This is a genomic window from Chitinophaga sp. GbtcB8 (assembly GCF_019091455.1).
GTDB lineage: Bacteria > Bacteroidota > Bacteroidia > Chitinophagales > Chitinophagaceae > Chitinophaga.
The window spans coordinates 50303-63727 of the sequence record NZ_JAGXJN010000015.1; the positions used below are offsets into that span (position 1 = coordinate 50303).

Genomic DNA, 13425 nt, shown 5'->3' on the forward strand with positions numbered 1-13425 from the left:
TTTTTCACTATGTATTAATCTCCGCTTACGGTTACAGCGGTACGTTAAAATGCGTATAAGTAGTAAAACCTAAGAAGGTATTATCATTCGGCACGCTCAGCGGGTCCTGCAAATTCCTTAAATATTCCAGGTTGCTGGTTTTGTAATAATTGTACGCTACTTCTGTACCCGGGAATACAGGGCTGGAAGTAGTACAATAGTTACAGCCGGTGCTGCGGTTATAAGCCGCGCGCATAAAGTTATACCCCAGGCTGATCAGGTTTGAGTTGTAGGTGTAAATACCATTATCCCCCTGGATACGCGCCAGCTCCGCACCATAAGCAAAAGCCGTTAAAGAATACTGGAAGTGCACGCAATCCTGGCGGTCGCACAGCTCAGGAATAGAGCCATCCGATTTAACAATAATGGGCAGGTATTTCACAAGGTCGTTATAACCATTCTGGTATACCGTAACACTGTTCAGGAAAATGCCGATCGCCATTTTTGCATAGGCAGCAGAAGCGTTCCAGTTATTATTGTAAACCGGGCATTTGTTGATATAGTTATTCTTAACGTTGTTCAGGTAGTTAGAGAACTGCGCAATGTCTGCATCAGACCAGCCGGAGGATTTGCCAAACGGTTTGTAATAGCGGATGATCTCTGCCGCAGCTACAAAGCTGGGCGTTGTCCAGGAGGCTTCCAGCGCAGGCTGCAGGGCATTGGTGCTGGAATTTAATAAGGCGTAGTTCTTAAATGTGTAAGACCAGCCGTTTAAGATCTGGATAGCCTGCTTAGCATACGTATCAGTACCGGTTTTAGCCCAGCGTAACGCTAACCCATATACTAATTCCGCATCGCGCCGGATCTGGCTTTTGGAGGGTGATGTAGCGCCGTTGGAACCTACTACTACTGTGGCGTAAAAAGAAGTGGGTACAGAATACTTGTTAACGTAGTCCAGCACTTTCTGGTAAGACGCTAAACGGGCAGCATCGCCACCATTGGCCTGGCTGCCGATATAATCCAGGCTGGCCTGTGTGTTTAAAACGCCTGGGTGCACGAAAGAAGTAATAGCCGGGGCGGCCAGCGCCACAGGGCTTACCTCCATTTTGTCGATCGTATCTTTACCGGTAGCGCCCTGTTTGGTACAGCTAAACAGGATGGATGCAGACAACAGCAGGCTGATGCCCAGCAAGCGGGAATTCATGTGTTTCTTCATAAGAAAAAAAAGGGATTTGTGTGGTTAGAGGATTTGGTTTTGGTTTAAAGAATGATCTAATACGGATATGGCTTATGCGATGACGTGATTGCTAAAAACAGTACAATTAAAGATCCATGGAATTTTACACAGTGCGCTCGTAATGCAACGTAAATTAATAAACCAACTTAATATTTACAAATATTTTTAATTGCAATCGTTTGTGTATAGATAAAATCAAATATTTGCCTATTTATATGAATATTTGAAAATCAAATGCTAAAGCAATTCTCCTGCGGTTGTACTGCAGTTAAAAGTCCATCCCGATTTTTTTTATCTTACAGGCTGCGTCATTTTTTAAACCTAATCTGATATTGTAGTTATGAAAGTTTTAGTTACCGGAAGCGCCGGTCACCTGGGTGAAGCGCTGGTGCGCACCCTGCGGGATATGCAGTATGAAGTGATTAGCCTGGACATACTAGCCTCTCCTTTTACTACGCATACCGGTTCTATTGTGGATCGTGATTTCGTGAAAAGCTGTATGCAGGGCGTACAAACTGTTTTTCATACCGCTACCCTGCATAAACCACATGTGGGTACGCATAGCCTGCAGCAGTTCATTGATACCAACATTACAGGTACGCTCAATCTCTTACAGGAATCTGTTGCCGCGGGAGTGGAAAGTTTTCTGTTCACCAGCACTACCAGTGTTTTTGGCGATGCGCTGGTACCACCGGCTGGCGAGCCGGCTGCCTGGATAACGGAAACGGTTACACCGGTTCCTAAAAATATTTATGGTGTTACCAAGGCCGCTGCAGAAGATCTTTGTCAGCTGTTTTACCGCAACTATAAGCTGCCCTGCCTTGTGTTGCGTACGTCCCGCTTTTTCCCGGAAGAAGATGATCACAAGGGCATGCGCGATGCTTATGCGGATGCTAACCTGAAAACAAACGAATACCTTTTTCGCCGGGTGGATATTGAAGATGCAGTGAGCGCGCACATAACAGCAGCTCCGCGTGCAAAGGATATTGGTTTCGGCAAATATATTATCAGCGCCACCACCCCTTTTCAGCCCGGCGATATGCAGGCGCTGCGCGATCATGCGCCGCAGGTGGTAGAAAAGTATGTGCCGGAGTATGCCGCCTTATACCAGCAGCACGGCTGGCGCATGCATCCCAGCCTGGACCGTGTATATGTAAATGAAAAAGCGCGCAGGGAGCTGGGCTGGCAGCCTAAATATGATTTTCATTACCTGATGGAACGCTTAAAAACAACTACCGATCTGCGAAGCCCTATGGCAAAGCTGATCGGCGCTAAAGGGTATCATGCAGAAGATTTTTCTGAAGGGCCTTACCCGGTGCAGCATTAAGGATTCTTTTCATCATGATAAGCAAAGCAGCGGCATGACACAAAGCCCCCCCTTTAATGTCTCATTCACCCGCCCAGGGGCACCGGCAGGCAGCCTACATTTGTATCATAAACAAATTGAGGATCATGAGAAAGCTAATACTGCAAGTACAAACATCTGTAGATGGCTACATGGCCGGCAAAGACGGCGGCGCCAGCTGGATGTTATGGAACTGGGGCAATGACTGGAACTGGGATGCGGAGCTGCAGCAATACCATACGGATCTGACAGCGTCTGTTGATTGCATACTGCTTAGCCGGAAAATGGCAACAGAGGGTTTCATTCACCACTGGGCCGGTATGGCAAAACAAACCGGTAATCCACAGGCACGGTTTGCCGGTTATATTACCCAGGCGCAAAAAGTGGTATTCACCAAAACGCTGCAAAGATCCGAATGGGAAAATACAGTGCTTGCCAAAGGCGATCTTGCGGAAAAAGTTAATCAGCTGAAACAGGCCACGGGTAAGAATATCATTGCTTATGGCGGTGTTACCTTTGCCGGCTCGCTCCTAAAAGCCGGGTTGGTTGATGAGCTGCACCTGGTGGTTAATCCCGTAGCTATTGGAGATGGGTTATCTGTCTTCAGCAGCTTAACAGGCCCGCTGCCTTTCTCTTTAATTGTTGCTACCGGTTATAAAAGCAGTATGGTGCTGTTGAAATACGGCAAACCATCTTAAAGAAAAAGCCGCATCTGGTGCAGATGCGGCTTTCTTCATATTTTTAGGAAACGGCATCCTTGCCGATCACCGTCCAGTCGTCATTTCCATGCCCTTTTTCAATCCAGCGGTCCATTTCTTTGGCAATGGCGGGTATCACGGCTAAGTGAGTACCGCCTTTTGCAGCTGCTTCCATGAACAAGCCAGTATCTTTCCGGGCCATATTCAATTCCCAGGAAGGCTGATCGTATTTGCCGCTCGATACTCTTTTCAGCCGTGCAGGCAGCATAGCAGCGGGGTTCCAGGAATCAAACAATGTAGATATATCGCCCAGCGGTATGTTCAATGCTTTTGCCAATGAAAGCGTATCTGCAATACCTGCCGTAAAGCTTACCAGGAATAGATTGCCAATGAGCTTCATACCAGCGGCCCGGCCTTCTTCCGCTCCAAAGTTGATGACCTTACCGGTCATCTGAGACAAAGCCGGTTCCAGCTTTTTAATTACTTCCTGGTCACCGGATACCAGCATATAACCGGTGCTTTCCAGCGCATTTTGCGGGCCCATAAATACCGGTGCATGCAGGTAGGTAAAACCGCGTGCTTTCCAGTCTTTGGTTCTTTGTATAGCGCCTTCTGCAGAAGTGGTGGTGTGATCAATAATGATGGCGCCGGGTTTAAAACCTGCGCTGGCATTGGCCAGCACTTCGTTTACTGCGGCATCATCCTTAACAACAATATGGATCACGTCTGCACCGCGTACAGCGTCAGCTACTTCTGCAAATGCTTTGGCGCCATCTGCTTCCAGCGCAGTGGCTTTAGATGCAGTTCTGTTCCAAACCTGCACCTGCCCGCCCTTCCTGATCATTGCTCTTACAAAGTTGGCCCCTAAAAGGCCCATGCCTAAGAATGCTACCATTGTTCCTTGATTTGAAATAAAGATAGCAAATGTGCATTGTATATGGCTATACGTTTTTATATACTCCTGCGAACTCCTGTGCAAAATCTGCCAGCTGCACTTTTCCAAAAGCAGTATCCTGGTGTTTGCGGTAATCATCCAGTAAAATACCGCTGCGCAAAGCAACACCTATTTCAAGGATGTATACCCTGGCCATTTCCTCCGACAAACCATTCTGCAGCATACCCTGTAACATATCTTCGTCAGAAAAGCCCATCCATTGCAGGTTTGGCTTACCAATAGCTTCCCCTAATGCAGCTGCTATCTGGCCGCCGTTCTTTTCATCACCGGCTATATAACATACCTGCTTACCGGTAAAATTCAGGGTATCCAATGCCTCCGCAGCAGCAGCTGCAATATCTGCCGGGTGCGACAACACCATATTTACCGTAGCATCAAAGTTATTGCCGATAATATGCTGATGTTTTATCATCCCCATTGCGCCAAAGAAATTGGTATAGAACATACCGGGCCGCAGGTGTAATACATGGATATCTTTTAAAGCATTCAGCCTGGCTTCCACATAATGGTTAGCGCCGGCAGGCCCGGGACCATCAGGCATATGCGCGCCAATGCTGCTCAGGTTCACCACGTGCTGTACGCCGGTTTGCGCAATGGCATTGGCATACCTTTCGCCGGCTGCCTTCATATAAGCCCGGAGATCTTTGGAAGTGTAGTTAGGCGGTATCATGGTAAATACGGCATCTGCATTTTCAAATGCGCGTAATAAAAGATCAGCATCTTCTATAGAGCCTATAACCGGGATGGCGTTTAACGCTTCAATGGCGGCTGTTTTACCGGGGTCCTGACTTACCACCCTTACCCGGTGTCCTTTTGCAGTTAATGTTTCCGTAAGGCGCCGGCCTATATTGCCCAGCGATCCTGTAATAGTAATGTTCATAGCTTAAATTTTACTGCAACAAAAGTAAATTTGTACTTACTTTTGTACAAGTACTTACCCTAAAGTATGTAGCTATGACCAAGGTAAAAGAAAGCTCCACCATCCAGGAAAATAAAAAGAGTGCATTTGAGGAATGCCCGGTTACCTATGTAATGGAAAAGATAGGCGGGTATTGGAAACCCATTATTTTATTCCAGCTATTATCCGGCAGTAAACGGTACAGTGATCTGCGGAAAGCCATTCCTGCCATTACAGAAAAAGTGCTGATCCAGCACCTGAAACAGCTGGAAGCAGATAAGCTGCTAACCCGGAAAGCCATGCCGGTAGTACCTCCGCATGTTACCTACAGCCTTACAAGATCGGGACTGGCCTTAAAGCCGGTGTTGTATGAAATGGCGGTATGGGCTGTGCAGGACAGTAAAGAAAATGCAAAAACATTCCGCAGGAACCTGAAGCATTTCCCGGGAATGAGCTGAGGGCATTATTTTTTACGGGGGATTATAAAGCTCCGGTCATCTTTCGTGAAGCCTATTTTGGGATAGTATTCCATGGCAGTAGGTACAGAGAGTAACAGGATCATCGTTTGCTCACCTACCTTTTCCTGCACCAGATCCACCAGCTTTTTTCCAATACCTAGTTTCTGGTAATCTGATCTTATTGCCAGGTCGGCCAGGTAGGTGCTCCATACCCAATCTGTAATACAACGGGCTGCACCAACCAGCTTATCATTATCCCATGCAGTTACTACCAGGTTTGAGCTTTCATACATTACTTTAATCCTTTCCCGGTCATGTATAGGCCGCGGCAAACCTGCATTTCCATAAAGCTCAATTACCTGTTCCGGCGTAGGTATTACGTCGTATCTGTATGCTAATTCCATATAGGTTGTTATTTTTCCCTTGATCTGTTGTACAGGAAATCCAGTGCTGCGTGATCGGCCATAGGTTTGGTTTCCTGCTTTTCCCCTAATATCATTATTTTTTTATCATTCACAGTATAGGCCTCCCATACCGGCAATCCGCTCCCATTGGGGTTTCCGGTGCTGGCAAAATTAGCCCAGTAGGCACACATTACTTTTGCCAGTTCCTGGTCTGCCGCTTCCCAGGGGCGTTGCACAAATTGTAAGTTGCCGTAAGCATAGGGCACTTCTGCAGTATGAAAAGCGCCGTACTTCACATACCCGCCGGTAGCAGGCGGTTTGCGGGTAAACCGGTACACGTACACCTTATTCCCATGGCTGCTTTGCATATTGGCCCAGGTATAATTTTGCACTCCAAAGATCTGGTCGCGGGAAAGCTTTAGCTGTGAAAGCGCCGCTACTGAATCATTTGTTGCAGGATAAAATTGCAGGAATGTTTGCGCATCAGCGCCATACCAGTCAGCAGCCTGCTGTTTAAAATCTGCCGCATTTTTCACCGGGCTGAATAACAATCCTTCATCCTCATTCCAACCTGTTAGCAGGCTTACTTTATTTTCTTTGCCCTGCGTAAATATATCCATGATCGCATCCGGTAATACATACCCGTCAATAACAGCACCGCGGAAGCCCTCCGCTTTTTTCAGCAGCTCTTCTGCCGGCACGGCCCGCAGCTCATTGATGGTGGAAACATGGAACTGCTTCATTATTTTTTCTCCATCTCCTTCACCTCTTTGCAAGGCCGCATTCCCATTGGTAAAGTTGCCGCCACTTTCTGCAATGGCCTTTTGAAATAAACCTTTTGCAAGTGGCGACGCTACCAGGCAATTCACACTCATAGAACCAGCAGACTGTCCTGCAATGGTTACATTAGCGGGATCGCCGCCAAACTTTGTAATATTCTTCCGTACCCATTTCAGCGCTGCTATCTGATCAAGCAGGCCGTAATTACCGGAAGCATGATACGGGGCTTCTTTGCTTAATGCAGGATGTGCTAAAAAACCGAAAATGCCCACGCGGTAATTAATGCTTACAAACACAATTCCCTTTTTTGCCATGGCTTCACCATCATAGATCGGCACCCCGCTGCCACCGCTCACAAAACCGCCTCCATAGATCCATACCAGTACCGGGCGTTTCTCTTTAGCATCCTTTGCACCGGTCCATACATTCAGGTATAAACAGTCCTCACTGATGGGTGTTTCCGGTATCAGAAATTCGGCAGACCACATGCTGAAGGGCACCGGTTTATTTTGCATGGGACTGGGACCAAAGCGGTCGCAGGTTTTTACCCCCTTCCATGAAACTACGGGCTGTGGCGCTTTCCAGCGTAATACGCCTATGGGTTTGGCTGCAAAGGGAATACCTTTAAAAATATGAATATCGCCGGCAGTATTAACCGTGCCTGATATGTAGCCGCCTTCTACTTTGATCTTATCAAATGCGGCATCGGTTGTAAATGCACAAATAGTCAGGGCAAGCAGTAAGGCAAAAAAATAAGCGGACCGGGTATAGCGCTTCATAACGGGTAACTTTTCAATACGTGAATATTCTGAGGTGATCCTATCGTGCACCTGGCTTCCTTATTAAAGATAATGAGAAAGAACGGGAATCGGTAACCGTGGGATGAAACTGCAAGCGGCTTTAAAAACAGCACTTAAATATTATTATAAATATAATATATTTGTACGGGACCTCTACAAGTATTGGTACAACACCATGACATTCAAAGATAAATTGCCTGTCAGCTATTTGCTTTTTACAACCCGTGGAAGGATCAACCGCCTTACTTACTGGGTGGCAGCTTTATTTATATGGAGCACCTTTTACGTGTTGTATAACCTGCTGAATGCGGCTTTCACCCCTGCCGCCACTTTTGTTATTTATCCATTATTATTCTGGGTCTTGTTTGCTACGGCGGCTAAACGGCTGCATGATACCAATAAAAGTGCGTGGTGGCTGACCTGCCTGTTAGTACCTGTGGCCGGGCCCCTGTGGCTGGTGTGGTTATTAGGTTTCCGGAAAGGCACTGTATACCCGAACCGTTTTGGCACCGTGCCCGGTGCTGCTGCAGATTATTATAAAAATGATGCCGGCACCCTGATACCACATTTAAAAACGGAAGAAAGGCTGATCAACGATGTTACACAGCTGAATCCTGTGCTGGTAGCGCAGGTGGCAGCACCACAAACGGTGGAGGAGCTGCAGCAGCTGGTACGTACGGCAACCCGCCCTCTTTCTGTAGGTGGCGGGCGTTTCAGCATGGGCGGGCAAACTGCCAGCCCGCAAAGTATTCACATTGATATGCGCGCGCTGAATAAGGTGCTTGCATTTTCTGCGGAACAAAAAAATATCACCGTGCAGGCGGGCGCCCGCTGGTGCGATATACAGCATTATATTGACCCGCATGGGCTGAGCATCAAGATCATGCAAACCTATGCCAACTTCACCGTGGGCGGGGCGCTTAGCGTAAATTGCCATGGGCGTTACATTGGCCTTGGGCCGTTGATCCTGTCCGTACGCAGCCTGGATGTGCTGTTGGCTAACGGTGAAATGATACAGGTTTCGCCCACAGAAAAACCCGAAATTTTTTATGCCTGTGTGGGCTGCTATAATGCCATTGCTATTATTGTAAATGTAACGCTGGAGCTGGAAGATAACATCGCTGTTAAACGGCAGCAGGTGAAAATGAAAGGAGATGCCTATAGGCCGTATTTCTTTGAAAATGTGCGGGAGAATAAAGATGTGATCTTTCATAACGGTGATATCTATCCGCCGTTCTATAAAAATGTACGTGCCGTAAGCTGGGTGCGGACTGATGAAAAGCCCACGGAAAAAACCAGGCTGATGCCGCTGGCCGCTGCTTACCCGCTGGAACGCTACTTCATGGGCGCTTTTAGCAAAAACGATTTTGGGAAATGGCGCCGTGAGTTCATCATTGACCCGCTGTTATACAAGTTCAAAAAAGTGCATTACCGCAACTACGAAGCGGGGTATGATGTGATGGAGCTGGAACCGGCTTCCAGGCACCAAAGCACCTACGTGCTGCAGGAATATTTTGTACCGGTGCAAAAATTTGATGCGTTCCTGGCGCTGATGTCGGAGATCTTTATCCGGCATAATGTGAATGTTATAAATGTATCTATCCGTCATGCAAAGGCGGACAGCGGCTCGCTGCTGGCCTGGGCCAGGGAAGAGGTATTTGCCTTTGTAGTGTACTACAAACAAAATACAGACGATGCGGAAAAAGGTCGCGTAGCCGTATGGACAAGGGAGCTGATAGACGCTGCCCTTTCCCTGGACGGAGCTTATTATCTGCCCTATCAGCCGCATGCTACCAGCGAACAGTTTCACCGCGCCTATCCAAGAGCAAAAGAATTATTTACACTAAAAAAGCAGCTGGATCCCACGGGTAAATTCCGTAATGTGATCTGGGATACTTACTATAAATAACCTGCATATGCAATCTGAGTTCAAAGCCGTATTTTCTGACACTAAATGGAGCGATGATTTTTACCGTTTCCTCCAGGTGATCTTTCATTTATACCCGGAAGATAAGTTCCACCACCTGATAGCTACCGTTACAAAGGAAAAAGCTACCGACGAAGAAATTTATAAAACCGTGCAGCAAAAGCTGCCGGGTATAAAACCTTTCCTTTCTGAATTTACGTTTGCATTACCTGCGCTGAAAAAGCAGAAGAAGGAAATGGCCCGGCAGGTATTACAGCTGTTAGCTGAGCGCCGGAAAATTGATGGTTACCTGGAGATCGGCTCTACCGGCCGCTATATCAGTGAGCTGCGCAAACATATTACGCTTAGCGGCAACATTTATTTAACCAATGATATTGCGCCCAGCAATGCGCCGGGCGATATTTTCGAGCGCGGGCAGCTCCGTAAGCTGGGCACGTTCATCCCGCTGGACTATTCCCCTATTAAAGCAACAGAGATCCCGGATGAAAGCCTGGACCTGGTAACCTGCCACATTGGGCTGCATCACTGCCCTGATGAGCTGTTAGCCGGTTTCATGCAATCCATTCACCGGGTATTAAGAAAGGGGGGATTGTTCATTATCCGTGATCATGATGTAAAAACACCGGCTATGGCCACTTTTGTATCGCTGGTGCATACTGTTTTTAACCTGGGATTAAAGGTAAGCTGGGAAACGGATCACGGTGAATACAAATCGTTTAAATCAATAGATGAGTGGAGTAAGATCATTTCTTCTTACGGTTTCAAAGACCTGGGCGCGCGAATATTGCAGGATAAAGATCCTTCGGATAATACGCTGGTATCATTCATCAAGCTGTAAGTATGAAACGGTTGTACATTCTCACCTTTTGTTCCCTGTGTTTATCTATGAGCATTTTCTTTTTTAAGCGGCAGCCATCTACCATAGCGGCCGGCAAAGGTTTGGTGATCCCTAAGGAATGGCTGGTAACCAACAAAAAAACCCTAACGCCTGCCAAGGATGTAAGGCCGGCAGATCAAACCTTCCTGACCTTCCCGGAATGGTTCCTGGTTTTTAGCCCGGAAGAGCAGGCTAATTATTTTAAGCAGCATACGGCTACTACTTTCCCGTATATGCGGCATACTTCGCAGATATGGAAAAGCTACCGCATTGTAAATAAACAGATCAAAGGAAATTTCCCTCCCAACTGGGGATACCATTTTATGATCTGGGTAATTGGTGTAAGCACTACCGTGGAATACACCGCCAAGTCGTTGTATGAAAATATTGTAGGCCGGTTAACAGATACCGGGCAGCCCGCTACAGCAGAAGACCAGTTTAATGCAAAATATACGCAGGACTATGTAGACTTTATTAAAGACCTGCCCTGGTACCAGTTTGATTTTAAAAGCCGGTTAAAAGACCTTTGGAAAAACACCTCCTTTTCCGGCCCTCACTTTTTCCGCAAGTGGGAGCGCAGGTACATGCTGACCACTGAGCTTGCGGTAAAATTTATATACGGAAAGCTGATCGGCATTGGTACCAAACAGGTATATGAAGCAGCATTGCTCAATACCGCCGTGGTGCTGGATGATGACAGCCTGCATTACCTGCCCCGCTACGATAAATTTGCCGCCGCTGCACTGGAGCTGGCGCAGCAGGGACATAGCTTTAAAGAAATTGCAGGCAATAACTCCGCCATCCTGCTAACGGTGTGGGTACCGGCAGATCATAAAACGGATTTTGCCAATGCGCAAACCGTGTTTATACAGCCTATTACTTCTTATCCAACTATGAAACGGGTAGCTATTGCTACACCGGTGAGCGCATTAAGCGGGGTGCTGCTGGAGCTGAAGAAAGCGGGTGTGCAGGTGGAGCATGTGTTTGATTTCTGATCTTATTTCTTCATTATTTTTTCCGTGAGCCGGTAATATTCCGGTGTAAACATTTCAGGTGCCAGTTTCATTTCCAGCAGCTGCAATATTTGTTTGTACTGCCGTTTTAAATAGAAGCTGCGGGCTATTTTCAGCTCCCGGTCATTGTAGTATATGGTCGTCTGCGGGTCATCATATTTCTCAACCTCCCGCATATCTACTTCGTAAATGCTTGTTTAATATTAAATGCTAGGCGTTGAGGTCAATATCAATATCATATTTATCCAGCAGCCCGGCAATGCCGGATAAAGAAAAACGGGTCTTCTTTAACCGGTTCTTTTCCGGATCAATAGAATAGTTATAGGCCGCGCGGAGATCTGTTTTTTCCAGCAGGGTATTATCAAAGGTAGCCCGGGTAAGATCGCAATTATCGAAAACAGCGCTTGTGAGGTCGCAGCCGGTAAAATCAGCTTCCTGTAGCTGTGAGTTTTTAAAGATTATTTTTTTGAGCTTAATCTCAAAGAAAGAAACATGGTTCAGCACACAATTGTCAACACTAAACGCCAGGCCGAATTTATTACACTCATCAAACCGGAGCCCCAGCATTTTGCAATCCTTAAAAGTAATATCCCGGAAAGCGGCATTTTTTAATTTAGCCAAACTCAGGTTACAAGCGGTGAATGTGCAATCCAGAAATTTTATTCCGGCCAGGTTTGCATTGGAAAGGTCGCAGCTTACAAAGATGCAATTCTCATATTCACCAATCTCCAAAGGGTTTTCGGAAAAGTTAACCTTATCGTATGTTATATCAACTATTACAGGAGGTTCCATGATGGCAGCAGCTTGTCCTTAAAGATAATCATCCTGTCCGTTCTATCCGAAAATATCCCTGTTCGTCGGAATTTCATTTCTTATGTAAGCCGCCTGGTGTTGATTTGCATAGGCCTATTGCTTTCTTTGCAACGATAATATTATTTCATATATATACAAGGGCACGGCCCAGCCAAACCAGAATAAAGAGGGAGATACTTCTGCAAAACTCCCTTTGTCCTGGATATAAGGCAGCTTGTTTAAAAGGGCGGAAATGACAAATGCAACTGTTATCAGGTAGCTCCTGGTCATCCACTCCTTATGTAATTTGAATTTTTTCCTCACCGCAGTAAGATAAGCCAGGAAGCTGGCCGTTAGCCATACGCTCACCCAAACCTGCAGCGTAAAAGCATAGGACCACCCCACTGCATATGCCGTTGTAAAGGATAAATAAACAGCGCAGGAACCGCTGATCAAAATGGCCAGCAGGTATGCTCTCCCCACTTGCCTGTGTAATACCCAACGTTTGTTCCTGAACCTTTCCCAGAACTGCAGCGGGCCGGTTAACAGCGCAATTCCACCGCCGGTAATATGCAGTAATAAGATCCATTTAGTTTTATCATATTTACCCAGCTCACCTGGATCCAGTGTGAAAAAGTGTGCTGCGCCAAGCAAAAAATAAGCTGAAAGTGCTATTACTATAATTCCCGAAAATAATCTCCACAGCTCCTGTGTATTTTTCCCCCGCGCCGCTCCGGTTACTTTATGCTGAATTGCCATTGCTATAAATAATTTTATGCAAACATATTTTACCGGGCTGCCGGGATCAATAACTGATAAATTATTCGGATACTGATAAATTTATCAGTATGGGCACATTGCCGTTTTAGCATTAAATTGCTGAAAAAAAATGTACCAAAAGAAACTACCCGAAGACCTGGAATGCGGCATCACCATTGCCATGAGAAGCTTTGGCGGGAAATGGAAACCATGCATTATAGACGCTATAGATAAGGGCTTCAGGCGCCCTAGTGAACTGCACAAAGTAATTACAGAGGCAACGCCCAGGGTGATAGACTTACAGCTTCGTGAACTGGAGATTGCGGGAATTGTATATAAAGAAACCAGCAGCGGTTTTCCGCTGTACACTGCTTACTACCTAACTGAAAAAGGAGAAAGCATTTTACCGGTCCTTTCCTTAATGAACAATTGGGGATTACAAAATAAAGACGGGGCACATGACCTTCAGCCTCAAAAGAAGAACCGGGTTATATGCATCTAAC

General features: G+C 46.4%; 15 protein-coding genes. 7 read left to right on the top strand and 8 right to left on the bottom strand.

Features of this window, described 5'->3' with window-relative positions:
- Positions 1 to 31 precede the first annotated feature (31 nt).
- Complete coding sequence (locus tag KVT36_RS15180) at positions 32 to 1195, bottom strand: alginate lyase family protein (RefSeq protein ID WP_217604327.1); 1164 nt, start codon at positions 1193 to 1195, stop codon at positions 32 to 34.
- 361 nt (positions 1196 to 1556) lie between these two features.
- Between KVT36_RS15180 and KVT36_RS15185 the strand changes: the two genes are divergently transcribed.
- Both KVT36_RS15185 and KVT36_RS15190 read left to right on the top strand, forming a co-directional pair.
- The gene (locus tag KVT36_RS15185) at positions 1557 to 2543 is read left to right on the top strand and encodes an NAD(P)-dependent oxidoreductase (RefSeq protein ID WP_217604328.1); all 987 of its coding nucleotides are present in this window, start codon (positions 1557 to 1559) and stop codon (positions 2541 to 2543) included.
- Positions 2544 to 2668: 125 nt separating this feature from the next.
- A complete protein-coding gene (locus KVT36_RS15190) occupies positions 2669 to 3259 on the top strand; it encodes a dihydrofolate reductase family protein (protein WP_217604329.1) in 591 nt (196 codons plus the stop codon).
- 43 nt (positions 3260 to 3302) lie between these two features.
- Here the strand turns inward: KVT36_RS15190 and KVT36_RS15195 are convergent, their stop codons facing one another.
- Together KVT36_RS15195 and KVT36_RS15200 are read right to left on the bottom strand one after the other, a co-directional pair.
- Positions 3303 to 4154 carry an NAD(P)-dependent oxidoreductase gene (locus KVT36_RS15195; RefSeq protein WP_217604330.1) on the bottom strand — a complete coding sequence of 284 codons (852 nt, stop codon included), beginning with the start codon at positions 4152 to 4154 and terminating at the stop codon, positions 3303 to 3305.
- Between the two features lie 46 nt (positions 4155 to 4200).
- Complete coding sequence (locus KVT36_RS15200; protein WP_217604331.1) at positions 4201 to 5094, bottom strand: NmrA family NAD(P)-binding protein; 894 nt, start codon at positions 5092 to 5094, stop codon at positions 4201 to 4203.
- 74 nt (positions 5095 to 5168) lie between these two features.
- Here KVT36_RS15200 and KVT36_RS15205 point away from each other — a divergent pair, with 74 nt between their 5' ends.
- Positions 5169 to 5570, top strand: a complete 402-nt coding sequence (locus KVT36_RS15205; protein ID WP_217604332.1) for a helix-turn-helix domain-containing protein — start codon at positions 5169 to 5171, stop codon at positions 5568 to 5570.
- A gap of 5 nt (positions 5571 to 5575) precedes the next feature.
- On the opposite strand, the gene KVT36_RS15210 is transcribed toward KVT36_RS15205, so the two are convergent.
- Positions 5576 to 5974, bottom strand: coding sequence for a GNAT family N-acetyltransferase (locus KVT36_RS15210; protein ID WP_217604333.1), 399 nt, complete (start codon positions 5972 to 5974; stop codon positions 5576 to 5578).
- A gap of 8 nt (positions 5975 to 5982) precedes the next feature.
- Positions 5983 to 7533, bottom strand: coding sequence for a carboxylesterase/lipase family protein (locus KVT36_RS15215; RefSeq protein ID WP_217604334.1), 1551 nt, complete (start codon positions 7531 to 7533; stop codon positions 5983 to 5985).
- A gap of 103 nt (positions 7534 to 7636) precedes the next feature.
- Here KVT36_RS15215 and KVT36_RS15220 point away from each other — a divergent pair, with 103 nt between their 5' ends.
- Genes KVT36_RS15220 through KVT36_RS15230 form a run of 3 tightly spaced genes read left to right on the top strand, consistent with a single transcriptional unit; the run spans position 7637 to position 11353 of the window.
- Positions 7637 to 9463, top strand: coding sequence for an FAD-binding protein (locus tag KVT36_RS15220; RefSeq protein WP_217604335.1), 1827 nt, complete (start codon positions 7637 to 7639; stop codon positions 9461 to 9463).
- Positions 9464 to 9470: 7 nt separating this feature from the next.
- Complete coding sequence (locus KVT36_RS15225; protein WP_217604336.1) at positions 9471 to 10319, top strand: class I SAM-dependent methyltransferase; 849 nt, start codon at positions 9471 to 9473, stop codon at positions 10317 to 10319.
- A 2-nt stretch (positions 10320 to 10321) separates the two neighbouring features.
- Entirely contained in the window at positions 10322 to 11353 is a 1032-nt protein-coding gene (locus tag KVT36_RS15230) for a hypothetical protein (RefSeq protein ID WP_217604337.1), read from the top strand.
- 2 nt (positions 11354 to 11355) lie between these two features.
- Here the strand turns inward: KVT36_RS15230 and KVT36_RS15235 are convergent, their stop codons facing one another.
- From KVT36_RS15235 to KVT36_RS15245, 3 genes are all read right to left on the bottom strand, one after another.
- Entirely contained in the window at positions 11356 to 11547 is a 192-nt protein-coding gene (locus tag KVT36_RS15235; protein ID WP_217604338.1) for a hypothetical protein, read from the bottom strand.
- Positions 11548 to 11581: 34 nt separating this feature from the next.
- Positions 11582 to 12163 (bottom strand): pentapeptide repeat-containing protein, encoded by a 582-nt coding sequence (locus KVT36_RS15240; protein ID WP_217604339.1) that lies wholly within the window; start codon positions 12161 to 12163, stop codon positions 11582 to 11584.
- A gap of 114 nt (positions 12164 to 12277) precedes the next feature.
- Positions 12278 to 12922, bottom strand: a complete 645-nt coding sequence (locus KVT36_RS15245; protein WP_254640018.1) for a DUF2306 domain-containing protein — start codon at positions 12920 to 12922, stop codon at positions 12278 to 12280.
- Between the two features lie 130 nt (positions 12923 to 13052).
- On the opposite strand from KVT36_RS15245, the gene KVT36_RS15250 reads away from it, so the two are divergent.
- Positions 13053 to 13424, top strand: coding sequence for a helix-turn-helix domain-containing protein (locus tag KVT36_RS15250; protein WP_217604340.1), 372 nt, complete (start codon positions 13053 to 13055; stop codon positions 13422 to 13424).
- Position 13425 lies beyond the last annotated feature (1 nt).

Excerpts from the sequence above, each read along its gene's own strand:
- KVT36_RS15230 (WP_217604337.1), top strand. The coding sequence starts at position 10,322 with ATGAAACGGTTGTACATTCTCACCTTTTGTTCCCTGTGTTTATCTATG.
- KVT36_RS15195 (WP_217604330.1), bottom strand. The coding sequence starts at position 4,154 with ATGGTAGCATTCTTAGGCATGGGCCTTTTAGGGGCCAACTTTGTAAGA.
- KVT36_RS15225 (WP_217604336.1), top strand. The coding sequence starts at position 9,471 with ATGCAATCTGAGTTCAAAGCCGTATTTTCTGACACTAAATGGAGCGAT.
- KVT36_RS15200 (WP_217604331.1), bottom strand. The coding sequence starts at position 5,094 with ATGAACATTACTATTACAGGATCGCTGGGCAATATAGGCCGGCGCCTT.
- KVT36_RS15190 (WP_217604329.1), top strand. The coding sequence starts at position 2,669 with ATGAGAAAGCTAATACTGCAAGTACAAACATCTGTAGATGGCTACATG.
- KVT36_RS15205 (WP_217604332.1), top strand. The coding sequence starts at position 5,169 with ATGACCAAGGTAAAAGAAAGCTCCACCATCCAGGAAAATAAAAAGAGT.
- KVT36_RS15245 (WP_254640018.1), bottom strand. The coding sequence starts at position 12,922 with ATGGCAATTCAGCATAAAGTAACCGGAGCGGCGCGGGGGAAAAATACA.
- KVT36_RS15220 (WP_217604335.1), top strand. The coding sequence starts at position 7,637 with ATGAAACTGCAAGCGGCTTTAAAAACAGCACTTAAATATTATTATAAA.
- KVT36_RS15235 (WP_217604338.1), bottom strand. The coding sequence starts at position 11,547 with ATGCGGGAGGTTGAGAAATATGATGACCCGCAGACGACCATATACTAC.
- KVT36_RS15215 (WP_217604334.1), bottom strand. The coding sequence starts at position 7,533 with ATGAAGCGCTATACCCGGTCCGCTTATTTTTTTGCCTTACTGCTTGCC.
- KVT36_RS15185 (WP_217604328.1), top strand. The coding sequence starts at position 1,557 with ATGAAAGTTTTAGTTACCGGAAGCGCCGGTCACCTGGGTGAAGCGCTG.
- KVT36_RS15180 (WP_217604327.1), bottom strand. The coding sequence starts at position 1,195 with ATGAAGAAACACATGAATTCCCGCTTGCTGGGCATCAGCCTGCTGTTG.
- KVT36_RS15240 (WP_217604339.1), bottom strand. The coding sequence starts at position 12,163 with ATGGAACCTCCTGTAATAGTTGATATAACATACGATAAGGTTAACTTT.
- KVT36_RS15250 (WP_217604340.1), top strand. The coding sequence starts at position 13,053 with ATGTACCAAAAGAAACTACCCGAAGACCTGGAATGCGGCATCACCATT.
- KVT36_RS15210 (WP_217604333.1), bottom strand. The coding sequence starts at position 5,974 with ATGGAATTAGCATACAGATACGACGTAATACCTACGCCGGAACAGGTA.